Origin of the sequence: Methylobacterium brachiatum (assembly GCF_900113845.1) — a bacterium.
GTDB lineage: Bacteria > Pseudomonadota > Alphaproteobacteria > Rhizobiales > Beijerinckiaceae > Methylobacterium > Methylobacterium brachiatum.
Map to the genome: position 1 here is coordinate 37,162 of NZ_FOQW01000019.1, position 21,596 is coordinate 58,757.

Consider the following 21,596-nt stretch of genomic DNA (forward strand, 5'->3'; position numbering starts at 1 on the left):
ATAGGAATTACGGCGTCCAGCGGAACAGCCAAGTCTCGCTGGCGCGGTCCTGGCCGCGCCGGAGCCCGAGGCGCAGCTCGCTCGCCCGCTCGCTGCCGGGATCGAGCTCGAACAGCACCCGCAGGGTCCGGCGCTCGGGGTAGTGGAACCGGTCCTGCCGGGTGATCGTCCCGGCCGAGGCGCTGAGCGCGACCTCGATCTCCTCGGGCCGGGCCAGCCCGTCGCCCTGGAAATCGACCGCGAACAGGCGGCGCGTGCCGGTGCTGCCACGGCCGCAGCGGCTGTCCTTCACCCGGGCGAGCTCGGGGGGCAGTGGATCGGGCCAGCCCTTGGACCAGTGCTGGCGGCACAGGAAGCGCATCTCGCCGCCCTTGGCGAGCTTCGCCTTCGGGCGCCAATAGGCGAACACGTTCTCGTTCAGCTCGGAATCGCTCGGGATCTCGAGGAGCGTCACCGCGCCCTCGCTCCAATCGTCCTGCGGCTCGATCCACAGGGACGGGCGCTGCTCCCAGTGCCGGCGGTCATCCTCGAAATCGTCGTAGGCGCGGGCGCGCTGCATCAGGCCGAAGCCCTTCGGACCCCGGTCCAGGAAGGCCGAGACCTGCAGCGCTTCCGGGTTGTGGACCGGGCGCCAGATCGGCTCGCCGTAGCCGTTGCGGATCGCCAGCCCCTCTACCGAGAAGGCGGCGGCGCGCAGGTCGTCGACCTTCTGGCGGTCGAGCGGCCCGAACAGGTAGCTGCCCTGCATGCCGCCGAGCCCGATATGGTCGAGCTCGGCCCGGGCGAACACGGTGCCGTCGATGCCGGCGACGGAAGCCTCCCGGCCCGGCGTCAGCGTGAGCTTGAACGCGGCCGTCGCCGATTCGGATTCGACCAGTGCGTGGACGACGATCGGCTGCCCGGGGGCGGGCGCCTCGATGAACAGCGCCCGGAACAGCGGGAATTCCTCGCCGCGGGAATCGGCCGGCCGCAGGGCCAGCGCCCGGGCGTTGATGCCGAAATCCTGGCCCTCGGCGACCAGGCGGAAGAACGAGGCGCCCTGGAACAGCGCGAAGTTCGACACGTCCCCGCCGTCGCCGAAGCGCGCCCGCAGGCGGAAGCCCGAGAAGGCGGTGTCGGCGGTCAGCTCCGGCAGCGCGATGTTGGCGGCGATCAGGCTGTCCTTGTCGTAGGCCAGAGGCTGGACCCGCCCGTTCTCGACGGTGAACAGCGAGACCGGCGTGTCGAAGATCGAGCCGCGCAGGAGCGGCTCGATCTCGTAGCCGAAATCGCGCCCGGCCCAGACGGCGCGGCCGGGCACCGGGTGGATCGCCTCGTAGGCGTCCCGGGACAGGCCCTTCAGCACCGCCGGCACGTCGTCGGTCCGGGGCGCCGCGTAGGGCGCGGCGGCGCGGGCGCGGGCGATGTCGGCCAGGGTGTTGGCCTCGAACGGCGCGCCGGCGCCCGGCAGCGTGGTCGCCGGGTTGGTGCCCCGATCCGGCTCGGCCGCGCGCGGGATCGCCGGCAGGAAACCCGCGGCGGTGCCCACGGCTCCGGCCAGGACGGCGCGGCGGGTGGGAACGGCGGCGGATCCGGCGGCGGTGGTCATGCGGGCCTGCGTCTCAGAGGGCGGAACGGTGCCTGTATACCGGGAGACCGGCTGAACCCAGGGTTAAGCGACGCTCCGGACGGAACGGGCGTGCCTCCGTTGACTTAGCGCAAGCCGGCTCTCTAATTCCGGGGACTGAATCGCACGGGGGAGGCAGCATGGGATCGTTGCGGGTCACGGGCCACGGCGTGGATCTCGGAGAGAGTCTGCGCGGCCGTATCGACGAGCGGATATCGGGAACGCTCGACAAATACCTCGACTCGCACATGAACGATTCCTGCACCGGCCACGTCACGCTCAGGCGCGACGGAACTGCGTACCGGACGGGTTGCGTGCTGCATCTCGCGTCGGGCCTGACCATCGAGGCGGTGGGCGTGTCCCACGACGCGCGGTCGAGCTTCGAGCAGACCGCCGATAAATTGGAGACGCGCCTGCGTCGCTACAAGCATCGGTTGAAGCAGCACGCCAGCGGTCCGAGCGAGGCTGCGGCCATCGAGGCCGCCTACGCGGTGTTCGCCCCGCCGGACGAGGTGGACGAGGACGAGCCCGAGGACGGCGACGCCCACCCGCCGATCGTCGCCGAGAGCACCAAGACCCTGCAGCGCCGGACCATCGGCGAGGCGGTGACCGCCCTCGATATGACGGGATCCCCAGTGGTTGTGTTCGTCCACGCTGGCACCGGGCGCGTCAACGTCGTATACCGGCGCAGCGACGGAGCGATCGGCTGGGTGGACCCGCCGGGCGCCGTCGACTGACGCGTGTGGACCGGGAGGAACGGAGCCGGAACCGGCCCGTTCTCCGGCCCATTGATAGTCAGGGGCGCCGGACAGGACGCCCCTGCGACGAGGCCCGCTCCGACGCGGACGGGCGACGGGGCAACGGTCGATCGATGCCAATTTTGGAATTCCTCGACCCCGAATCGGTCGTGCAGTCCCTGCGCGCGCGCGCCAAGAAGCAGGTGCTTCAGGAACTCGCCGCGCAGGCGGTGCGCCGGCTGCCGGCGCTCGACGAGCGGCCGGTCTTCGACACGCTGCTCCAGCGCGAGCGGCTGGGCTCGACCGGGATCGGGGAGGGCGTCGCCATCCCGCACGGCAAGCTGCCGGGTCTCGACCGCCTGTTCGGCCTGTTCGCGCGGTTCGACCGGCCGATCGATTTCGAGGCCCTGGACGGTCAGCCGGTGGACATCGCGTTCCTGCTGCTGGCGCCCGAGGGCGCGGGGGCCGACCACCTGAAGGCGCTCGCCCAGGTCGCCCGCGTCCTGCGCGAGCCCGGCATGCTCACCCATATCCGGGCCGCCCGCGATGCCGGCGCCCTCTACGCGCTTCTGACCCGCTCCACGGCGCCCCAGGCCGCCTGATGTCGACGGTGTTTCGTCTCGCCGCGAGCCTCACGATCCTCGTGAGTCTGTCCGGAATCGCGCGGGCGCAGAGCGAGGCGACCTGCGGGCGCGATGTCCTGGTGGCCCAATCGATGCAGCGCCAGGCCCTGGAACAGCTGGAGCAGGCGGATGGCGACGACGCCAAGAATTGCCGCGTCTGGCGCCGCCACGTCGACACGATGCGCCGGGTCGCGAGCGTCTACGGCCGATGCCTCTCGGGCTCGGAACGCGCGCAGCGGCTCGCCCAGGTGCAGGGATCCGACCGGGAGTTTTCCGCGGCCATCAAGGCGCGCTGCGGCGGGCATTGAGGCGGGACCGACCGCCGAACCGCGCGCGGCGGCTCTTTGATCCACGCGCTCATCCTCAGGGTGGAAGGCCGCGGTCAGATCCTCAATCGATGCCGCGCAGCATCAGCGGCTCGGCCACCATCTTCACCGGCTTGCCTCGGCCGATCAGGATCGCCGCCCGGGAGCGCTCCGGGTCGTCCTCGAAGCGGGTGCGCACCCAGCTCGCCAGGAACTTCACGTATTCGGATGCGAGGAGCTTGGCCGCGGGCGGGCTCTGCCACCAGCGGTCGGCGTCGAGTCCCTCGGTGACGACCGGATGCGGCAGGATGCGGTCGCTGTCCTGGAGGGCGTGGTCGAGCTCGATCAGGGTGCGCGGCATGTGGTAGTTCGAGGTCACCACCGCGACGGTGTTGAAGCGGTGCGCCCGCATCCAGCGGCGGGTCTCGATGGCGTTGCCGATCGTGTTGCGCGCCCGGTAGTCGAGATCGACGCAGCAATCGATCAGGGCGCGCTGGGTCGGGTTGAGCCGGGCGATCTCGTCGCGGCTGGTGCGCTCGTTGACGCCGGTGATGAGCAGGCGCCGGCCGTAGCCGCCGGCCAGGAGGTCGATCGCGTCGCCGATCCGCTGCGCCCCGCCGGTGAGGGCCACGATCCCGTCGGCCCGGTCGGCCGGGCTGCGCTCATGGCGCGCCAGCGTGGAGACGAAGACCAGGAAGCCCGCAAACAGCGCCAGGGCAGCGAGGCCGGCGCCGAGGCCGCAGGCCCACAGAGCGAAATGGCCGCGGGACCGGTCCGCCGCGGGCGCGCGGTGCGGATGCGCCCACTCGTGCCAAGCCCAGCCGAGGGCGTCGGTCGGGTCGGGTGCCGGTGCGCGTTGCATCCGCGTGGTCATCCTCCGGAGGATCGGCGTCGATTGCGGCGGCCCGGAGGCAGCACGATCGGCCCCCTCCACACCGCCGCGATAACCTTTCTCAACCGTTAACGTTTCGCCGCGACCCCCTGTTTCCCCTGCGCGCCCATGTCGTTAGCCGGGCTCTCAGCCGCGTGCGGGAGAGGGCGCGTGTCACGGCCCGCCGGGCCTATGTGTGACCGACGAAGCCCGCCGGGGCGGGAGGGCCTGCGCGCGCTGCGGGCGGTGAGGCAAGGTTCCGTTCGGCCGCACGCGCCGGGGCGTCGCGGCCGTACCGCCCCCTCGATCAGGACAGGAACCGGCGGACGGTGATCCGTGAGACCACGCCCGTGACCAGCGAAGCGATCACCCCGATCAGGATCACGCTGGCATAGCCGCGCAACCCGACCTGGAAGGCGCCGAACAGGGCCTCGACCTCCTGGCCGGCCGGGCCCGAGCTGGCCGCGCGCGCCAGCAGCCCGGCGACCGCGAAGGCCAGGATCGCCAGCCCGGCGCCGATCGCGCCCCCGCGCAGGCCGAGCCCGAAGAACCGGCGCTGAAAGGCGCGGGCGATGTAGTCGTCGTCGGCACCGACGAAGTGGAGCACCTCCACCACCTCGCGGTTGCCCGCCATGGCGCCGCGGGTCGCGAAGGTCACGGCGAGGCCGGTGGCGACCAGCACCAGGATCACCATCCCGACGCCGATCCCCACGAAGGCGTTGGCCGCGGTGGAGAGCCGCTGGAGCCAGAGCGCGTGGTCGTCGAGGCTCGCCACGCCGGGCAGGGCCTCGGTGAGGCGGGTTCGCAGGCGCTTGAGATCCGCGCTCCGGCTCTCGGCAAGCTTGAGGGCGATCAAGCGCGGCACCGGCAGGTCCGACAAATCGAGGCCGCTGCCGAGCCAGGGCTCCAGAAGCCGCTCGGCTTCCGCCTTTGAGAAGACCCGCGCCTCGGCGATCCCAGGCTCGGATTTGGCGATGGTCTCGGCCCGGGCGACGTCGGCATCGACGTCCCGACCGGGGCCGGGCCGTACCTGGATCGTCACCTCCTGGGCGACGTCGCCCTGCCATTGCCCGGCATTGGTGGCGACGATCTCGGCGGCGCCCGCGCACAGGCCGGCCAGAAAGGTCAGGATCGCGATGACCGCCGCGAGCGAGCGGCCGGCCGCGGTATCGGTCGGGACCAGGGCGGCGTTGCGGCGCAGATTGGTCGGCAGGCTCGGATCCGCAGGGCCGGACGGGGACTCGGCCTGGTTCCGGGTGGTGGCCGGTGCGCTCATTCCTCGATCCGCAGCCGGCCTTCGCCCAGCACCATGCGGCGGGCGTCGACGGCGTCCATGATGCCGAAATCGTGGGTCGCGATGATCACCGAGGTCCCGAGCTTGTTGAGTTCCAGGAACAGCCGCAGCAGCCGGCGGCCAAGCCCGGGATCGACGTTGCCGGTCGGCTCGTCGGCGAGCAGCAGGTCCGGCCGGGCGATCAGCGCCCTCGCGATGGCGGCACGCTGCTTCTCGCCGCCCGACAGGAGCGGCGGCAGCGCGTGCATGCGCTCGCCGAGGCCGACCCAGCGCAGCAGCTCGACCACCTCGGCCCGGTAGCTGGTCTCGGACCGGCCCTGGACGCGCAGCGGCAGCGCCACGTTCTCGTAGGTGGTGAGGTGGTCGAGCAGGCGGAAATCCTGGAACACCACGCCCATGCGCCGCCGCAGGCCGGTGAGCGCCTTGGCCGAGATGCCGCTGACCTCCTCGCCGAAGATCGACACGAGGCCGCGGGTCGGGCGCACCGACAGCAGGATCAGGCGCAGCAGCGTCGTCTTGCCGGCACCGGAGGGACCGGTGAGGAACTGGAACGAGCGCGGCGCGATCCGGAAGCTCACGTCCGACAGCACCTCCGGCCCGAGGCCGTAGCGCATGCCGACATTCTCGAACTGCACAACCGGCCGTTCCGCGCCGGGCAGCAGGCTCTTCATGCTCGCCTGTACGTTCAAAGCCGTGCCGGGTCTCGCCGATCCATCGCTCGCCAATCGCCGGATGGGCGGGCGTTTTCAAGGCCAGCGCAGTTTCACCGACGCTTAACCCTGTTCGGGCACGGTTTCTCAACTGATTTTGCCGTCGGGCTCCGGACTGTCCGATCGGAAACGGCCCCTAATGGAACGAATGGCGCGCGTATGCTGATCGTCTGCCCGAGCTGCGCGAGCGAGTACCGCATCGAGTCCGGCAAGGTCGGGATGGAGGGCCGCTCGGTCCGCTGCGCCGCCTGCCGCGAGACTTGGTTCATCAGCCCGGCCGACGTCCTGGCGGGCCACGAGGCCGAGCTGGCCGAGCGGGAGGGGGCAGAGCCAGACCCGGTCGCCGATGCCGCCTGGCAGGAGGCCGCGGCCACGGTCCGGGCCGCCTCCGAGACGTCCGACCCGTCGCCCGCCCGTCGCCGGGTACCGCCGCCTCCGCCGCGCGCGACGGGCTGGCGCGGCATTCCCGGCCTGTCGCCGTCGCTCGCCGTCGGGCTGACGCTGCTCGCCGCGCTGCCCCTGATCTGCCTGGCGCGCACCAGCGTGGTCCGGACGGTGCCTCAGAGCGCCGCCTTGTTCGCCCGGGTCGGGTTGCCGGTGAATGTCCGGGGTATCGAGATCCGCGACGTCGTGGCCTTCAGCAACCCCGCGGAGGATGGCCGACCGGCGGAACTGGTGATCGAGGGTGACCTCGTCGGCGTTGCCCGGACCGACGTTCCGGTCTCGACCCTGAGTGTCGAGATCCGCGACGCCGCCGGCCGGGCCTTGCGGACCTTCCCGGTCGCCGCGCCCCGGGCGGTGCTCGGCGCGGCCGAGACGGCCCGGTTCCGCGGCAGCCTGGTGAGCCCGCCCGCCGCCGGACGCGCCGTAGTGCTGCGCTTCGCCGACGCCCAGCCGGTGCGCGACGTGCCGCGGGCAGGCACGGGCAGCGACTGAGCGGAGGCGCGAGGGGCCGCGCCCGTCCTGCTCCCGCGCGGATCGTGGTCGCGCGGCCACAGGCTCCCCGGATGTCGGCTGATCCGGTCGCCCGTTCTCTCCGCGCTGGGGTGGCCGACGGCCTGGCCCGTCTGTCCGCCAGTTCGATCACCGTGTCGGGATACCGGGGGATCAGGTTTCAGAACAGCTTGCCCTCAGATAAATTCGGTCAATACTAGTATTAATCGGAACTTATTTGGTTAAGACCGCAATGTTCCGTTGGGCAGGATCCCATTTCCCGCAGGTTCCGCTGAGAAAGCTGGCAGGCACTTGCTCAGAGCCTAAATGTCGAGCAACGTTGCCATCCTTTTGCCCTGATAAGTCGGCTAAAACCCATGCACAGGCTCTGAAAAGGCGTTGTTCACGACGCTTCGGGTCTTTTGAGAGACCTGCGCATCGCTATTGCTTATCGATGTCGGATCTGAAACTCTAGGTGTGCTGCGGCCCCGGCAGGCAGCCCCGCGTGCTCGAATTCAAGGTTGTAGGGCCAATCTGCCGTGAGCGCCAAGACAACGGTCCCGGTCTTTTTCGGAACGACAGAATCCGTCGAGCCGAAGCGGGCGTTCGATTATTGGCGCAGTACGGTCATCACCGGCACGGACCTGGCGCAGCCTGATTCGGAGAAGCCGTTCGCGGCGTCCCGCCTGGTCGCCTCCTCCAGCCATGGGGCGATCTTCCACACGAACAGCAGCCCCTACATCCTGGAGCGCAGGCCGAGCCACATGCGCCAGGATGGGCGTGACGAGGTCGGCATCATGCTGATCGTCCGCGGCAACGGCTATCTCGAGCAGGTCAATAACGGGTCGCTGCTGGGCCCCGGCGATATCAGCTTCCAGACCTGGGGCCGGCCCGGCTCCGCGGCGGGCCTGACCGATTTCGAGGAGATCCGGCTCACGGTGCCCCGGGCCACCTTCCTGGCGCATGTCGGCAATGTCGACGATTTCGCCGCCCGCAAATTCGCCGCCGGCCCGCTCAACGAACTCTTCGCCGCCTATCTCAAGGCTTTCGCCGGGTCGGTCACCAAGATGTCGGACGCGGAGACCGGCATCGCCGTCGAGGGCGCGCTGCACCTGCTGCGCGGCGTCATCACCAGCCAGAATGCGCGGGCCGACGGCGAGCTCTCGGCCAACGCGCTCCGCTCCCTGGCGCTGGCGCGGATCGAGCATCGGCTGCACGATCCCGAATTCGGTCCGGACGCCCTGGCGGCGGATTTGCGGATCTCGCGCAGCCGCCTCTATGCGGCCTTCGCCGGCGGAGAGGGGATCGCCGCCACGATCCGCGACGCCCGGCTCGATCGTGCCCATGACCGGATCGTGATGATGCGCAAGGCGGGCGCCCGCATCGCATCGATCATGGCCAGCTGCGGCTTCACCGATCCGGCCGCCTTCAGCCGCGCATTCCGCCAGCGCTTCGGTTGCTCGCCCCGCGACCTCCTCGCCCAGGGTGAGTGACCGGGCGGGCGCGGCATCGACCGAGCGCGGCCGTTCCCGCGTGCGGCCCGGCACCGCGCCGGCCGGAGGGCTGCCGCATGACGGTGCGGAGGCCGGCGCCAGCGCGGCAGACCTGGCGGATCGGACCTTTAACCGATTGCGCGAAGCTGCCGAATCTGAAACGCCGATGCGACTCAAGCGTATGCCGGCAAGAGTTTCGGCCGGCTCGAGCGTTGCGAAGCGAGGGCACGGTGCGTGTCAAAGATAAAGTCCCGGTCCTGTTCCAGAGTACGGACGACGTAGATCCAAGCAAAGCGTTCGAGTACTGGTGTGATACTGTCTTGCCAGCCGCGGACATCGCGCCCTTCGACTCGGTCATGCCCTTCTCGGCCAGCCGTATGATGGCGGTCTCCGCCCACGGAACGATCATGCGCACCGTCAGCGGCCCGATCGATGTCGAGCGCACGGCGCGCCACATCCGCCGCGACGGGAGCGAGGAGATCTCGATCATGCTGATCGCCGCGGGGCGGGGCTATGTCGAGCAGGGCAATAACGGCGCTCTCCTGCGGCCCGGCGATCTCACGTTCCGCGCCATGGGCCAGCCCGGCGCCGCCGGCAGCCGGGACGGCTACGATGAGATCCGCCTGATGGTGCCGCGTACCGCCTTCCTGGAGCAGGTCGGCAACCCGCAGGACGTGGTCGGGCGCAAGCTCGGCGACACGCCGCTGAAGGGGCTGCTGAAGGCCTATCTCGGCGCGCTGGCGTCGTCCGTGTCCACCATGTCGGAGGCGGAGACCGGGATCGCCGTCGAAGGCGTGCTGCACCTGCTCCGCGGCGTCATTCACGGACAGGCCGGTTCCGCGGACGGCGAACTCTCGACGGAGGCGGTGCGCTCGCTGGCGCTCGCCCATATCCAGCGCCGTCTGCACGAGCCCGATTTCGGCCCGAATGCCCTGGCCGCCGCCCTGCAGATCTCGCGCAGCCGCCTCTACGCCGCGTTTTCCGGCGGACAGGGGATCGCCGCCACGATCCGCGACGCGCGGCTGGACCGCGCGCATGACCGGATCGTGATGATGGGAAGCGCCGGCGCCCGGATCGGGTCGATCATGGCCAGCTGCGGCTTCACCGACCCCGCTGCGTTCAGCCGCGCCTTCCGCCAGCGCTTCGGCTTCTCGCCGCGCGACCTCGCCGCCCAGGGGCGCGGCTGGGGTGCCGTCCAGAACGGCGGCTACCGGTCCGAGGATACACGGCCCCTGGCTCTGCGCGCGTAGCAGAGCAGCTCGGCGCAGCCCGCGAGTGCCGGGTCTCCGGATCGGTCCCGGTCCGGGCGACCTGTCGCGCGCTCCGATCAGATCCGCCCGCCGCGGGGATCGGTGACCGGATTCCCGGAAGCCGTTGCGGCATCCGCCGCATCCCTGGCCGAGCCGGCGACGCGCTGGACAAGCCGGATCGCCGCGACCCCGACCCGGGCGACCCGGATCTGACCCGGCAGCTGACGCGGACCGATCGGACGATACGCCAGGCGCGGGCTGGCCCGCTCGGCCTCCGCGATGGCCTGCCCGAGTGGCAGCGCGGCGATCCGGTCCGCCTCCATGGGCGGGATCCCAAGGGTACGCGCCCAGGCCCGGTCCGTGCGCAACCGTCCCGCGCCATGCAGGCGCCGGAACTGCCGACGCCAGAGATGGCGGCGCACGACCCGGGGGAACGTCTCCATCCGGGCGTCGCAGAGGGCGTCCGGCTCCTCGCAGCGGGACCGGATCGTGTCGGCGACGCCGCCCGGCGCGCGGCCGGTAAGCCGGGCCGAGATCGTCACGCAGACATCGGTCGCGTGCCGGACCCGTAAACCCTGCTCGATCAGCCGGGCGATGAAGGCGCCGTCCTCGCCGAGCGGGATCTCCGGCATGCCGCCGACCGCGCGATAGGCGGCGCGGGTCACCGCCAGCGTCGCGCCGATCGCGGTCCGATGGCAGGGCCAGGGATCGTGCGGGTCCGGATCGATCCGGGCTTCGGCCTCGGTGATCAGGGCGTCGTAGAGATCTTCGAGGCGCCCGCGGGCCGGCAGCGACGGCGGCAGCAAGGCGGCTTCCGCGGCGTCGAGCTCCACCCGGCCGGCGACCGCGTCGGCCCCGGCCTCGATGGCGGCGCGGTTGCGGGCCACCCAGTTCGGCGGCACGCGGCTGTCGGCATCGGTGGACAGGATGATCCCCGCATTCCCCGCATCCCCGAGCCAGGCCGCCGCGGAATCCATGGCCCGGCGCCGCGCCCAGCCGGCATGCGCACCGGAAAAATCCTCGCTCTCCACCCGGACCGGAATCGACAGGGTCGGCACCAGCTGCGCCACCAGGGCGTCGGTCCCGTCCGTGCAATTGTTCAGGAACAGCACCAGCCCGAGGCTGCCCGGGGCCAGCCCGACCTGCGCGTCGACGGCGCGAAGACAGGCCTCGATCCGCTCGATCTCGTTGCGCACCGGGATCGCGATGATCGCGCTGGGCACGGACTCGGCTGGTTGGGTGGTGGGCGTCACCGTCTACGGTCTCCGTCTGGCCCTTCGCGGACGGGTCCGCGCGGGGGCGCTTCGCCTATGCCGCATGCCGCCTGAACGAAACCGGAAGGTTTTGGCGCTTGCAGGCAGACGTCTCCGGCCTCGGTCCATCCCTGTGGCGCCGGCGAAGCTCGGGTGACATCGCGGTTTCCTCGCATCGCCGATTGCCAGACCGCGAAGGAAACTCCGGCGGATCGCGGAACCGGGGGCCCTGTCTCGCTCCGTCACACCAGAATGGGCGCAGGCGAGATGTCCGGGCCCGGCGGACGCTCAGAGCGCCTTCTCCAGCAAACCCTCGATCCATTCCGGCTGGGTCTCGCCCACCGACCGGCCGGTCTCCGCCGTGCCCTTGAAGACGATGAGCGTGCTCTGCATCCGGGCGTTGAACCGGCGCAGCAGATCCTTCTGGCTGTCGAAGTCGATGTCGAAGATCTGCAACTCCTTGAAGCGCGGCTCGGCGGCGAGCTTGGCCAGGATCGGCTTCTGCGTCTTGCAGATCGGGCACCAGGGCGCGCTCACTGCGACCAGGATCGGCTTGCCGCCCTTCTGCGCCGCCTCGAAGGCCGCGGCCGAGAACGGCGTCGCCTCAGCGGCCTCGGCCGGCGTGAGGCAGGCGGTGAGGGCCAGGCAGGCCAGGGCTAGCACGCCGCGACGGCACGTCATCATGGGATTCCTCCGGCGGCACCGACTGTTATCGTCCTTCGGCGTCCACTCGCCGGTCGTTACACGAAAGCGGCGGGAACGCCTCCGCGGTCGCGCGTCTCCCGCGATCCCGGCGCGTCACATCATCGAGAGGCCACGCCCGACCGGTCCTGCTCGACCAGATCCGCGATGTCCTGCGCATCCACCGCGTCCATCGGCCGCCGGATCCGCAGGGCGCGCGTCGGCGCTCCGGCCCGCATCACCAGCACGATGGTCTCCATGTCGGGGCAGCCGGGATCGGCGCAGGCGATTTCGTTGACCGCGAGCGCATCCGCCTCGCTCAGGCCCAGAGCGCCGATCAGGTCCCGTTTCAGCCGCGCCGCGATCTCCGCTCGCTCGGCCGAGCGCGCGCGCCACGCTTTCAGACTTACGAAAGCCATGCCGAATGGTCATCCCTCTGGCGAAGGCCGCTCTGCTATGCCCGTCCCACGGGGACGCGATGCGATTCGACCGAGCGCGATCCGATCGTGTTGCGCCTTTCAGGGGACCTTGCAAATCGCCCGTTGCGGAGCGTGTCGTCCTGCGCTGAACAGGGCGGTGGGAGTTTTGTGAGAGGCTCTCCTTCGGGTCAAGCAGTCGGCCCCCGATCGTGACCGAAACAAACGACGTGCTCGACCGTAATGCCTGCGCGCGGGCAGAGGACATGAGAAGTTGCGACCCTGGCGAGACGGACCGGGCGACCGGCGGAGCTATCACCACGGGAACCTCAAAGAGGCCCTGATCGAGGCCGCGCGTCGGTTCATCGCCGAACGCGGGATCGGCGGTTTCGCGCTGGTGGACGCCGCCCGCCTTGTCGGGGTGACGCCGGCTGCCCTGTACCGGCACTTCCGTGGCCGCGAGGCGCTGCTGGAGGAACTGGCCGGGCGCGGCTTCGCGGAACTGGCGGCGCGGCTCGCCCGGGCATTGACCTCCCGGGGCACGCCCCTCGAACGCTTCACCCGCATGGGCGAGGCCTACCTGGCTTTCGCCGAAGAGGAGCCGGCCTATTACGCGGCGATCTTCGAGACCCGGGGCATGCCCGCCGAGCCGTCCGACACCGATGCGCCGCCCGGTCGGCCATCGCCGTTCGACCTGCTTGTCGAGGCGCTGCAGGCGACCTTCGCGGACGGGTTCGGGGGCGTCGCGCCCCGGTTCATCGCGCTCGAAGTCTGGGCGCTGGCGCACGGCATCGCGACCCTGTCGGCTGCCGGGCATCTGCCGCGGGGGCCGGGCTTTCCGGACAAGTACGAGCTTCTGCGCGCCGGGGTGCTGGCCCTGGTCCACGGCGTCGCGCAGCCCGGCGGACCCAGGAACGCGGTCTGACGACCGGATCCGGGACCGATCATCCGCCCGTATCGCGCCCCGTCACGTTTCGCGGAGGTGCCGCCGACGCGTCGCGATGACGTTCGCGAACACGGCCGCCCGGCCTTGAAAGGCTGCCGGGGCACCCGCATGTTAACTCCGTTCACATGAGCAGCGGAGCCAAGCCGTGACCACGCAAACCTCCTCTCCCTGGGCGACCGGCAAGCTCTGCCGCTCCGGCCCATTTCCCCGTCGTTCCCTCGAGATCGGCGCGATCGTCGTCGGCTTCATCTACTGGTGGCCGGTCGGCCTCGCACTCATCGCCTGGAAGTTCGCGGGTTACCCGGCCTTCGCCGAAATGCGGGACGCCGCGCGCCGGGGTGTCGCCGGCTTCGAGGGCGGTGGCCGTTCGGCCTCCCGCTTCGCCCGTGCCTTCGAGGCGGCCAATCGCGGTGGGACCGGCAATGCCGCCTTCGACGCCTATCGCCGCGCCGAGCTCGACCGGCTCGAGGCCCAGCGCAAGGCGCTGGAAGACGAGAGCCGTGCCTTCACGGATTTCGTCGAGGAGCTGCGGCGGGCCAAGGACCGCGAGCAGTTCGACGCCTTCATGGCCAAGCGCCGGAGCGAGGGCGGTTCCTTCACCGCCTGATCGCCCCTTTCGGGCGGGCCCCGGCCGACAAGCCGGGGCCCGCCCGGGATGCGTTACGCCGCCCGCACCGTGTCGAGGAAGCGGGAGACTTCCGCCGTGAGATGCTCGGACTGGCGCGACAGTTCCGAGGCGGCGTCGAGCACCTGCGCCGCCGATCGTCCCGTCCCCTCGGCGGCATCGGCGACGCCCGCGATGTTGCTGGTGACCTCACCGGTGCCCGCTGCCGCCTGGGCGACGTTGCGGACGATCTCCTGGGTCGCCGCGCCCTGCTCCTCCACCGCCGCGGCGATCGAGGTCGCTACGGTGCTGATTTCCTGAATGCGGGTCGTGATCGTGCCGATCGCCGTCACGGCCTGGCCGGTGGACGCCTGGACCCGGGCGATCTGCCCGGCGATCTCTTCCGTCGCCTTGGCGGTCTGCTCGGCGAGCGCCTTCACCTCGGAAGCCACCACAGCGAAGCCCCGGCCCGCATCGCCGGCCCGGGCCGCCTCGATCGTCGCGTTGAGGGCCAGCAGGTTGGTCTGCCCGGCGATCGAGGAGATCAGCCCGACGACATCGCCGATCCGGGCCACGGCGCTGCTCAGCTCATGCACCAGCGCACTGGTCTGCCCGGCCTCGTCGGCGGCGCCCTGAGCGAGCTTGGCCGAGCTGTCCATCTGCCGCCCGATCTCCTGGACCGACGAGCCCAGCTCCTCGGCGGCGGCCGCCACGGTGTTGACGTTGCTCGCCGCCTCCTCCGCCGCCGAGGCCACGGCGTCGGACTGGGCCGATGTCCGCCCCGCTATGGTCGACATCGCGCTGGCGGTCGCCTGGAGTTCGGTGGCCGATGACGAGACCCGCCCGATGATCCCGCCCACCGCCTTCTCGAAGTTCTCGGCCATCTGACGCAGGGCCGCCTTGCGCTGCTGCTCCGCGGCGACCCGCGACTGGGCCGCCTCCGCTTCGAGAGCGCGGGTGCGGATCAGGTTGTCCTTGAACACCTCCACGGCGGCCGCCATCGCGCCGATCTCGTCGCGCCGCTCGCGCGCGGGCACCGCCACGCCGGTATCGCCGCCGGCAAGCCGCGACATGACGTCCGTCATCCCTTGGATCGGACGTGAGATGCGCAGCAGGGAGAAGGTCGCAGCCCCGAGCGCCGCGACGACCGAGAGGATCACGTTGACCCAGGCGGCCGCGGAGGCCGTCTTGGCCCGCGCGACGGCCTCGCCGACTTCCCGGGTCGCGTTCCGCTCGTTCAGGGCGACCAGGCGGGAGAGCGTGGCGCGGGCGTCGTCGTAGATCTTGACCGTGTCGGCACCGCTGAGCAGGGCCAGGGCCTCCGCCTGCTTCCCGGAGGCGATCATGCGGCGCATCTCGCCATCGACCCGCTCGTAGCGGCTCCAGAGATCCGCGAATGCATCGTAGAGGCTCCGCTCGTCGGCGCCCGAGATCAGAGCCTCGTAAGCCTTCCGACGCTCGCTGAGCTGCGCGAGCGTTGCCGCAAGCTGAGCCTCGCCGGCGCGCAGGTGCTCGGGATTGTTGGAGAGCGTCATCAGGCGGAACTGCTTGATACGCACCTCCGAGGTGGCGACCTCGACCTCGTTGATCCGGGTCACGGATGGCAGCCAGTTGCCCGCGACGTCCGTCATCGACTGCCGGATATCGGCCAGCTCGATGATCGATAAGCTTCCCTGTCCCACCGCCATCAGTGCAAACAGCCCAAAGATCGCGGCAAGTGTCGTTTTGAGGGAAACGGTGAGGCGCATGGCTGTGACCGAGTTCACGGGGACGGCGCCAGCTAGCAGCCCGTGGTTCTCTTTGGAAAGACCTTGGCGGAGGCGAGTCCTGTTTAATCCGCGGCCTGACGAGAAATTTATCTGCGCTATTAATATTAGATGTGAATGGTTATTCTATGGCCTTCTATGGCATTGAGGATCGTATTCGAAAATTGTGTTTCTCGGGTTCGAAATATCCTTCCGCTTCGCCCAATCAAATTCGATTGGACTTGCCGAGACGAAGGAGAAAATATTTTTGACGTGCCGCGGCGGGTGCTCGCCGTAAAGTAGTGCGAACTCGCAACCGCACGACTTGCGCACCAAGCCCGAACCGGGCGGACCCGTCGCATCGTCGCGGCGCGAATATGCATATTCGCGCCGCTCGACGTTGCACCTCGGTGCACGCTCCGGCATTCCTGCCCCGGCGGAATGGAGGGATGTGCGATGCCGACGGGTCGGGTCACGGTGGTCGATCACCCTCTGGTGCAGCACAAGCTCACCTATCTCCGGGACAAGGACCGGTCGACGAAGGGTTTTCGCCAGCTGCTGAATGAAATCGGCATGTTGCTGGCCTACGAAGTCACGCGGGACCTGCCGCTGGAGCCCGTCACCATCGAGACGCCGATCCAGCCGATGGAGGGGCGGCAGATCCAGGGCAAGAAACTGGTCTTCGCCCCGATTCTGCGGGCCGGGATCGGTTTCCTCGACGGGATGCTGTCGCTGGTCCCCTCGGCGCGGGTCGCCCATATCGGGCTGTACCGCGACCCGGAGACGCTCGAGGCGGTCGAGTACTACTTCAAGGCGCCGTCCGATCTCGCCGACCGGACCGTGCTGGTGCTCGATCCGATGCTCGCCACCGCGAATTCCGCCATCGCGGCCCTCAACCTGCTGAAGGCCCGGGGCGCCTCGGACCTGCGCTTCGTCTGTCTGCTGGCGGCCCCGGAAGGGCTCGCCAAGTTCCAGGCCGCGCATCCGGATGTCCCGGTCTGGACGGCCGCCATCGACAGCCACCTGAACGACCACGGCTACATCGTGCCCGGACTCGGGGATGCCGGAGACCGGATGTACGGCACCCGGTAGGTCCGCGCTCCCGGCGCGGTCCCCCGCAGAGGACGATCGCCGTTCCGGGCGGTGTTACTCGGTCCGGCCAAGTGCACATTGTATTCACGCCGCCGAATGCTACAAAAATCGTCCGACCCCCGATGCGACGCCACAAGCCGCACGGCCCGGAGGAGGAAACAGCATGGCGATGGATCGCAGCGTGACGAGCCGGGCTCTGGCCCTGCTGGCGGCCGCCGGACTCTTGGCCGCGGGTGAGGCGCGGGCGGCCGACCCGATCCGGATCGGGGTGATCGCCGAGGCGCAGTCGGTGGTCGGCGCCTCGATCCCGCAGGCGGTCCAGCTCGCCGCCGACGAGATCAACGCCAAGGGCGGCATCGACGGCCGTCAGATCCAGGTGGTCTCCTACGACGACAAGAGCTCGGCCTCCGACGCCGTCCGGGCGTTCCAGCGCGCGGTCTCGGAGGACAAGGTCCACCTCGTCATCGCCAGCTACATCTCCGAGGTCGTGCTGGCCCTGATGCCGTGGTCGGCCCGCCTCAAGACCCCGATGATCACACCGGGCGCGGCCTCCAACGAGATCAGCCTCGCGGTCCATAAGGATTACGCCCGCAACAAGTACACCTTCCACGGATACCTCACCTCCGCGGCGTTGGCGCAGTCGATCTGCGACTCGACCAAGGACATGCTGCTCGACTTGATGAAGGTGAAGACGGCGGCGATCATGAGCGAGGACGCCGCCTGGACCCGCCCGCTGGATGCCGGTTACGAGAAATGCCTGCCCGAGATCGGCGTGAAGGTCGTCGACCACATCCGGTTCTCGCCGGATACGGGCGACTTCACCCCGATCTACAAGAAGATCGAGGCAGGCAAGCCCGACCTGATCGTCACCGGCATCTCGCATGTCGGCGTGCAGCCCACCGTGCAATGGCGCAACCAGCAGGTGCCGCTGGCCATGACCGGCATGAACTCGCAGGCGACTTCCTCGACCTTCTGGGCCAACACCAATGGGGCGACCCAGGGCGTCATCTTCCAGAGCATCGCGGTGCCGGGCGCCGCGATCACCGACAAGTCCCTCGCCTTCAGCGAGGCGTTCAAGAAGCGCTTCGGCAGCGATCCGTCCTATGCCGGCTACATGGCCTACGATCAGGTCTACTACACTGCTGACGCGGTGAAGCGCGCAGGTAGCACCGAGGCCGACAAGCTGGTCGACGCCCTGGAGAAGACCGACTGGGTCGGCACGGTCGGCCGCACCCAATTCTACGGCAAGGACGAACCGTTCACCCACTCGATCAAGTACGGGCCGGGCTTCGTCACCGGCCTGATGGCGCAGTGGCAGGACGGCAAGCAGGTGGCGATCTGGCCGACCAGCCTCGCCCAGGGCAAGATCGTGCTGCCCCCGTCCGTCAAGGCGGCGGCGCGCTAGGCTCGCGCCCCGGGGGCGCGTGCTTGCCAAGCGCCCCCATTGCCGCAAGTACAGCCGGACCGCGCCTCCGGGCCCGGCCCGGAATTCGCACGCGTTGAGGATGCTTCGATGGCCAGCACTGCCCTGCCCGAGACCATGCGCCGGATCCATTTCACGGGACCGGGCGGGCCGGAGGTGATCGCCGTCGAGACGGCGCCGCTGCCGAGCCCCGGGCCGGGACAGGTGCTGATCGAGGTGGTCGCCGCCGGCGTGAACCGCCCGGACGTGATGCAGCGCGCCGGCCTGTACCCGCCGCCGCCCGGCGCCACCGAGATCCCGGGCCTCGAAGTCGCCGGCCGCGTCGCCGCGCTCGGCGAGGGCGTCGACACTCTTACGGTCGGCGAGGAGGTCTGCGCCCTGGTGATCAGCGGCGGCTACGCCGAATTCGCGGTGGCCGAGGCGTCCCATTGCCTCCCGCGCCCGAAGTCCCTGTCGCTGGTCGACGCGGCCGGTCTGCCGGAGACCTTCTTCACGGTCTATTCCAACGTCGTTCAGCGCGGCCGGCTCGCCAAGGGCGAGAGCTTCCTGGTGCATGGCGGGTCGAGCGGCATCGGCGCCACCGCGATCCAGATCGCCAAGCATGTCGGCGCCCGGGTCTTCGCCACGGCAGGGTCGGCCGAGAAGTGCCGGTTCTGCGAAGAGCTCGGGGCCGATGCGGCGATCGACTACAAGCAGGCGGATTTCGCCGAGGAGATCAAGCGCCTCACCGACGGGCGCGGCGTCGACGTGATCCTTGACATGATCGGCGCGAGCTACCTCGCCCGCAATCTCAAGTCCCTGGCCCCCGACGGCCGGCTGGTGATGATCGCCCTGATGGGCGGGTACAAGGTCGACGGCCTGAACATCACCCCGATCATGCGCAACCGCCTGACCTTCACAGGCTCGACCCTCCGGCCCCGCCCGAAGGCCGACAAGGCCGCGATCGCCGACGGGCTGCGCAGGGATGTCTGGCCGGAGCTCGAGGCCGGACGGATCCGGTCGGTCACCCACGCCACGTTCCCGCTGGAGCAGGCCGAGAAGGCCCACGCATTGATGGAGTCGAGCGCCCATCTCGGCAAGATCCTGCTCACCACCGGTCGTTGACCGGCGCGATCGGCAGGAACCCGCTTCGACGGCGCCGCGTTGGCGGCCGGTAACGAAATCGTGTCGCGCGCGCCGCGGTCGAGCGGGAGGAACTGGATATGGCCGAGAAACTCAATCAGCAGGAAAGCCGGCAGGGTGAGCGCGGCAAGCCCGTGCTGTGGGTCCTGGTCGCCAGTCTCGTCCTCCTGGCGATCGCGACCGTGGGCCTGCTGACCTGGAACGGCGCCAACTCGCCGAAGGATTACGCCAGCCAGAGCCAGGACGCGTCGCGGCGCGAGGTGACCGGCTCGGTCAACGGCCAGTCCGGCGGCGCGACGCCGTCGAACAGCAGCGCAGTCCCGGGCGGCAACCCGTCCTATCCGCAGCCGGCCCAGCCGAACGCGAATGGCGGAACCGCGAAGTGAGAATGTGATGAGGGGCGGCGCCCGGCGCCGCCCGGCCTGACGGTCGATGCCGGCGCCTCAGCGCGTCGGGATCGGCGTCGGCCCGCGATAATCGTAGAAGCCGCGCTTGGCCTTCCGGCCGAGCCAGCCGGCCTCGACATACTTCACGAGAAGCGGGCAGGGCCGGTACTTCGAATCGGCGAGCCCCTCGTAGAGCACCTGCATCACCGACAGGCAGGTATCCAGGCCGATGAAGTCGGCGAGCTGGAGCGGGCCCATCGGGTGGTTCGCGCCGAGCTTCATGGCGGTGTCGATCGACTCGACCGATCCGACGCCCTCGTAGAGCGTGTAGATCGCCTCGTTGATCATCGGCAGCAGGATGCGGTTGACGATGAAGGCCGGGAAATCCTCCGACATCGTCGAGATTTTGCCGAGCTTGGCGATGAACGCCTTGGCCGATTCGTATGTCGAATCCTCGGTTGCGATGCCGCGGATCAGCTCGACGAGCTGCATCACCGGCACCGGATTCATGAAGTGGATGCCGATGAACCGCTCCGGCCGGTCGGTCGCTGCGGCGAGCCGGGTGATCGAGATCGACGACGTGTTGGTCGCCACGATCGCGTCGGGCCGCAGCGAGGCGCAGAGGCTGGAGAAGATCTCGCGCTTGGTCGCCTCGTTCTCGGTTGCGGCCTCGATCACGAGGTCGGCCGGGCCGAGATCGGCGAAGCTGTGGGCCGGCTTGATCCGGGCCCGGATCGCCCGGCTCTCGGTCTCGTCGATGGTGCCCTTCGAAACGAGCCGTGACAGGCCGCCATCGACCGCGGCTAGGCCGTTCTCGAGCCGGTTCGGGTCCCGGTCGTTCAGCAGCACATCGAGACCCGCGGTGGCGCAGACCTGCGCGATGCCGCTCCCCATCTGGCCCGCGCCGATGATGCCGACCCGCTTGATCTCCATGTCCATCTGTCGACCTGTGCCCCCATACAGACGTTGCTGCGCGACTGCCCAGAAGGGGGTCGACTGCGCCAACGCCGCGGCCCGTGCGGAGACGGGCCGTCCCAGACTTCTAGACCATTCTTGTTCGCAGAAGGAACCCGCGGAAACGCCTGCGGCGACAATGCTGGCCCGGTGAACCCGGCCAGGCCAGCCTTGTCGTTACTGGCCCTTCGCCTTCCCGATCTCCGACTGCAGATCTGGCACAACCTGGAATAGGTCTCCGACCAGGCCGTAATCCGCGACCTGGAAGATCGGCGCATCCTCGTCCTTGTTGATGGCGACGATGACTTTCGAATCCTTCATCCCGGCGAGGTGCTGGATCGCCCCGGAGATGCCGACCGCCACGTAGAGATCGGGCGCCACGACCTTGCCGGTCTGGCCGACCTGCCAGTCGTTCGGCGCGTAGCCGGCATCGACCGCGGCCCGCGAGGCGCCGACCGCCGCGCCCAGGACGTCCGCAAGCGGCTCGATCAGGGCGTGGAATTTCTCCGAGGAACCGAGCGAACGGCCACCCGAGACGATGATCCGGGCCGAGGCCAGCTCCGGCCGGTCGGACTTGGCGATCTCCTCGCCCTTGAAGGTCGAGCCGCCGGCTTCCGGCGCCGCAGCCGAGACGGCTTCGATGGGAGCGGCCGCACCGCCCTCTTCGGCTGCCTTGAACGCCGCGGTGCGGACCGTGATCACGGTCTTGCCGGCGGGGATCTGGACGGTCTGGATGGCGTTGCCCGCGTAGATCGGCCGCTCGAACGTGTCGGGCGCCACGACCTTGATGATGTCCGAGACCTGCGCGACGTCGAGCAGGGCGGCCACCCGCGGCAGGACGTTCTTGCCCGTGGTCGAGGCCGAGGCGATGATGATGTCGTAGGGCCCGGCGATCGACGCGATCAGCGCCGCCACCGGCTCGGCGAGGTCGTGGTCGTAGGCCGCGTCCTCGGCGTTCAGGACCTTCTCGACGCCGTCGAGCTTGGCCGCCGACTCGGCCACCGGCTTCGAGCCGCTGCCCAGCACGAGGGCGTGGACCGGCGCGCCGATAGCCTTGGCGGCGGTCAGCGCCTTCAGCGTACCGTCCTTGATCTGGCCGTTGCCGTGCTCGACGAAGAGGAGAGTCGTCATGTGCGCGTGAACCTCGGTTGC

The 21,596-nt window shown here is 69.8% G+C and carries 22 protein-coding genes; 12 read left to right on the forward strand and 10 right to left on the reverse strand.

Annotated features, from left to right (window positions below; genetic code table 11):
* Positions 1-7: 7 nt before the first annotated feature.
* Entirely contained in the window at positions 8-1,588 is a 1,581-nt protein-coding gene (locus BMZ47_RS22355; protein ID WP_091864266.1) for a glucan biosynthesis protein D, read from the reverse strand.
* 158 nt (positions 1,589-1,746) lie between these two features.
* Between BMZ47_RS22355 and BMZ47_RS22360 the strand changes: the two genes are divergently transcribed.
* The 3 genes from BMZ47_RS22360 (at position 1,747) to BMZ47_RS22370 (ending at position 3,274) form a co-directional block, all read left to right on the forward strand.
* On the forward strand, positions 1,747-2,343 hold the full coding sequence (locus BMZ47_RS22360; RefSeq protein ID WP_007568681.1) for a ribosome hibernation promotion factor: 597 nt from the start codon (positions 1,747-1,749) through the stop codon (positions 2,341-2,343).
* A gap of 134 nt (positions 2,344-2,477) precedes the next feature.
* Entirely contained in the window at positions 2,478-2,945 is a 468-nt protein-coding gene (gene ptsN / locus BMZ47_RS22365; protein WP_007568683.1) for a PTS IIA-like nitrogen regulatory protein PtsN, read from the forward strand.
* Entirely contained in the window at positions 2,945-3,274 is a 330-nt protein-coding gene (locus BMZ47_RS22370; protein WP_091864267.1) for a hypothetical protein, read from the forward strand. Before ptsN ends, BMZ47_RS22370 begins: the two co-directional genes overlap by 1 nt.
* Positions 3,275-3,356: 82 nt before the next feature.
* Here the strand turns inward: BMZ47_RS22370 and BMZ47_RS22375 are convergent, their stop codons facing one another.
* The 3 genes from BMZ47_RS22375 to ftsE form a co-directional block, all read right to left on the reverse strand.
* Positions 3,357-4,133 (reverse strand): YdcF family protein, encoded by a 777-nt coding sequence (locus BMZ47_RS22375; RefSeq protein ID WP_007568687.1) that lies wholly within the window; start codon positions 4,131-4,133, stop codon positions 3,357-3,359.
* A gap of 316 nt (positions 4,134-4,449) precedes the next feature.
* A complete protein-coding gene (locus BMZ47_RS22380) occupies positions 4,450-5,418 on the reverse strand; it encodes a cell division protein FtsX (protein WP_091864268.1) in 969 nt (322 codons plus the stop codon).
* Positions 5,415-6,107, reverse strand: coding sequence for a cell division ATP-binding protein FtsE (gene ftsE, locus BMZ47_RS22385; RefSeq protein WP_007568691.1), 693 nt, complete (start codon positions 6,105-6,107; stop codon positions 5,415-5,417). The genes BMZ47_RS22380 and ftsE overlap by 4 nt, the downstream gene beginning before the upstream one ends.
* Positions 6,108-6,305: 198 nt before the next feature.
* Between ftsE and BMZ47_RS22390 the strand changes: the two genes are divergently transcribed.
* From BMZ47_RS22390 to BMZ47_RS22400, 3 genes are all read left to right on the forward strand, one after another.
* Positions 6,306-7,082: a zinc-ribbon domain-containing protein gene (locus BMZ47_RS22390; protein ID WP_007568693.1), complete on the forward strand. Its 777-nt coding sequence runs from the start codon at positions 6,306-6,308 to the stop codon at positions 7,080-7,082.
* A 536-nt stretch (positions 7,083-7,618) separates the two neighbouring features.
* Entirely contained in the window at positions 7,619-8,572 is a 954-nt protein-coding gene (locus BMZ47_RS22395; protein WP_007568695.1) for a helix-turn-helix domain-containing protein, read from the forward strand.
* A gap of 407 nt (positions 8,573-8,979) precedes the next feature.
* On the forward strand, positions 8,980-9,822 hold the full coding sequence (locus BMZ47_RS22400) for a helix-turn-helix domain-containing protein (RefSeq protein WP_244536908.1): 843 nt from the start codon (positions 8,980-8,982) through the stop codon (positions 9,820-9,822).
* A 77-nt stretch (positions 9,823-9,899) separates the two neighbouring features.
* Here the strand turns inward: BMZ47_RS22400 and BMZ47_RS22405 are convergent, their stop codons facing one another.
* The 3 genes from BMZ47_RS22405 to BMZ47_RS22415 all read right to left on the reverse strand — a co-directional run bounded on the left by BMZ47_RS22405 (position 9,900) and on the right by BMZ47_RS22415 (position 12,175).
* Positions 9,900-11,075: a glycosyltransferase family 2 protein gene (locus BMZ47_RS22405; protein WP_091864269.1), complete on the reverse strand. Its 1,176-nt coding sequence runs from the start codon at positions 11,073-11,075 to the stop codon at positions 9,900-9,902.
* Positions 11,076-11,363: 288 nt separating this feature from the next.
* Entirely contained in the window at positions 11,364-11,756 is a 393-nt protein-coding gene (locus tag BMZ47_RS22410; RefSeq protein ID WP_091864316.1) for a thioredoxin family protein, read from the reverse strand.
* Between the two features lie 122 nt (positions 11,757-11,878).
* Positions 11,879-12,175 (reverse strand): hypothetical protein, encoded by a 297-nt coding sequence (locus BMZ47_RS22415; protein WP_091864270.1) that lies wholly within the window; start codon positions 12,173-12,175, stop codon positions 11,879-11,881.
* 271 nt (positions 12,176-12,446) lie between these two features.
* Here BMZ47_RS22415 and BMZ47_RS22420 point away from each other — a divergent pair, with 271 nt between their 5' ends.
* Both BMZ47_RS22420 and BMZ47_RS22425 read left to right on the forward strand, forming a co-directional pair.
* A complete protein-coding gene (locus tag BMZ47_RS22420; RefSeq protein ID WP_091864271.1) occupies positions 12,447-13,097 on the forward strand; it encodes a TetR/AcrR family transcriptional regulator in 651 nt (216 codons plus the stop codon).
* 166 nt (positions 13,098-13,263) lie between these two features.
* Complete coding sequence (locus BMZ47_RS22425; RefSeq protein ID WP_091864272.1) at positions 13,264-13,725, forward strand: DUF2852 domain-containing protein; 462 nt, start codon at positions 13,264-13,266, stop codon at positions 13,723-13,725.
* A 53-nt stretch (positions 13,726-13,778) separates the two neighbouring features.
* Here the strand turns inward: BMZ47_RS22425 and BMZ47_RS22430 are convergent, their stop codons facing one another.
* Complete coding sequence (locus BMZ47_RS22430) at positions 13,779-15,470, reverse strand: methyl-accepting chemotaxis protein (RefSeq protein ID WP_091864273.1); 1,692 nt, start codon at positions 15,468-15,470, stop codon at positions 13,779-13,781.
* A gap of 453 nt (positions 15,471-15,923) precedes the next feature.
* On the opposite strand from BMZ47_RS22430, the gene upp reads away from it, so the two are divergent.
* From upp to BMZ47_RS22450, 4 genes are all read left to right on the forward strand, one after another.
* The gene (gene upp, locus BMZ47_RS22435; RefSeq protein WP_007568711.1) at positions 15,924-16,559 is read left to right on the forward strand and encodes a uracil phosphoribosyltransferase; all 636 of its coding nucleotides are present in this window, start codon (positions 15,924-15,926) and stop codon (positions 16,557-16,559) included.
* 163 nt (positions 16,560-16,722) lie between these two features.
* Positions 16,723-17,964, forward strand: coding sequence for an ABC transporter substrate-binding protein (locus tag BMZ47_RS22440; protein ID WP_091864274.1), 1,242 nt, complete (start codon positions 16,723-16,725; stop codon positions 17,962-17,964).
* A gap of 108 nt (positions 17,965-18,072) precedes the next feature.
* Positions 18,073-19,086: an NAD(P)H-quinone oxidoreductase gene (locus BMZ47_RS22445; RefSeq protein ID WP_091864275.1), complete on the forward strand. Its 1,014-nt coding sequence runs from the start codon at positions 18,073-18,075 to the stop codon at positions 19,084-19,086.
* A 98-nt stretch (positions 19,087-19,184) separates the two neighbouring features.
* Positions 19,185-19,490, forward strand: coding sequence for a flagellar basal body-associated FliL family protein (locus tag BMZ47_RS22450; protein ID WP_007568717.1), 306 nt, complete (start codon positions 19,185-19,187; stop codon positions 19,488-19,490).
* A gap of 57 nt (positions 19,491-19,547) precedes the next feature.
* On the opposite strand, the gene BMZ47_RS22455 is transcribed toward BMZ47_RS22450, so the two are convergent.
* Positions 19,548-20,429, reverse strand: a complete 882-nt coding sequence (locus BMZ47_RS22455; protein WP_007568718.1) for a 3-hydroxybutyryl-CoA dehydrogenase — start codon at positions 20,427-20,429, stop codon at positions 19,548-19,550.
* A gap of 192 nt (positions 20,430-20,621) precedes the next feature.
* Positions 20,622-21,575, reverse strand: a complete 954-nt coding sequence (locus tag BMZ47_RS22460; protein ID WP_091864276.1) for an electron transfer flavoprotein subunit alpha/FixB family protein — start codon at positions 21,573-21,575, stop codon at positions 20,622-20,624.
* Positions 21,576-21,596 lie beyond the last annotated feature (21 nt).

Bases quoted from the DNA above. Each gene is read 5' to 3' on its own strand.
- BMZ47_RS22355 (WP_091864266.1), bottom strand. From the start codon at position 1,588: ATGACCACCGCCGCCGGATCCGCCGCCGTTCCCACCCGCCGCGCCGTC.
- BMZ47_RS22360 (WP_007568681.1), top strand. From the start codon at position 1,747: ATGGGATCGTTGCGGGTCACGGGCCACGGCGTGGATCTCGGAGAGAGT.
- ptsN (WP_007568683.1), top strand. From the start codon at position 2,478: ATGCCAATTTTGGAATTCCTCGACCCCGAATCGGTCGTGCAGTCCCTG.
- BMZ47_RS22370 (WP_091864267.1), top strand. From the start codon at position 2,945: ATGTCGACGGTGTTTCGTCTCGCCGCGAGCCTCACGATCCTCGTGAGT.
- BMZ47_RS22375 (WP_007568687.1), bottom strand. From the start codon at position 4,133: ATGCAACGCGCACCGGCACCCGACCCGACCGACGCCCTCGGCTGGGCT.
- BMZ47_RS22380 (WP_091864268.1), bottom strand. From the start codon at position 5,418: ATGAGCGCACCGGCCACCACCCGGAACCAGGCCGAGTCCCCGTCCGGC.
- ftsE (WP_007568691.1), bottom strand. From the start codon at position 6,107: ATGAAGAGCCTGCTGCCCGGCGCGGAACGGCCGGTTGTGCAGTTCGAG.
- BMZ47_RS22390 (WP_007568693.1), top strand. From the start codon at position 6,306: ATGCTGATCGTCTGCCCGAGCTGCGCGAGCGAGTACCGCATCGAGTCC.
- BMZ47_RS22400 (WP_244536908.1), top strand. From the start codon at position 8,980: ATGCGCACCGTCAGCGGCCCGATCGATGTCGAGCGCACGGCGCGCCAC.
- BMZ47_RS22410 (WP_091864316.1), bottom strand. From the start codon at position 11,756: ATGACGTGCCGTCGCGGCGTGCTAGCCCTGGCCTGCCTGGCCCTCACC.
- BMZ47_RS22415 (WP_091864270.1), bottom strand. From the start codon at position 12,175: ATGGCTTTCGTAAGTCTGAAAGCGTGGCGCGCGCGCTCGGCCGAGCGA.
- BMZ47_RS22430 (WP_091864273.1), bottom strand. From the start codon at position 15,470: ATGCGCCTCACCGTTTCCCTCAAAACGACACTTGCCGCGATCTTTGGG.
- upp (WP_007568711.1), top strand. From the start codon at position 15,924: ATGCCGACGGGTCGGGTCACGGTGGTCGATCACCCTCTGGTGCAGCAC.
- BMZ47_RS22440 (WP_091864274.1), top strand. From the start codon at position 16,723: ATGGCGATGGATCGCAGCGTGACGAGCCGGGCTCTGGCCCTGCTGGCG.
- BMZ47_RS22445 (WP_091864275.1), top strand. From the start codon at position 18,073: ATGGCCAGCACTGCCCTGCCCGAGACCATGCGCCGGATCCATTTCACG.
- BMZ47_RS22450 (WP_007568717.1), top strand. From the start codon at position 19,185: ATGGCCGAGAAACTCAATCAGCAGGAAAGCCGGCAGGGTGAGCGCGGC.
- BMZ47_RS22455 (WP_007568718.1), bottom strand. From the start codon at position 20,429: ATGGACATGGAGATCAAGCGGGTCGGCATCATCGGCGCGGGCCAGATG.
- BMZ47_RS22460 (WP_091864276.1), bottom strand. From the start codon at position 21,575: ATGACGACTCTCCTCTTCGTCGAGCACGGCAACGGCCAGATCAAGGAC.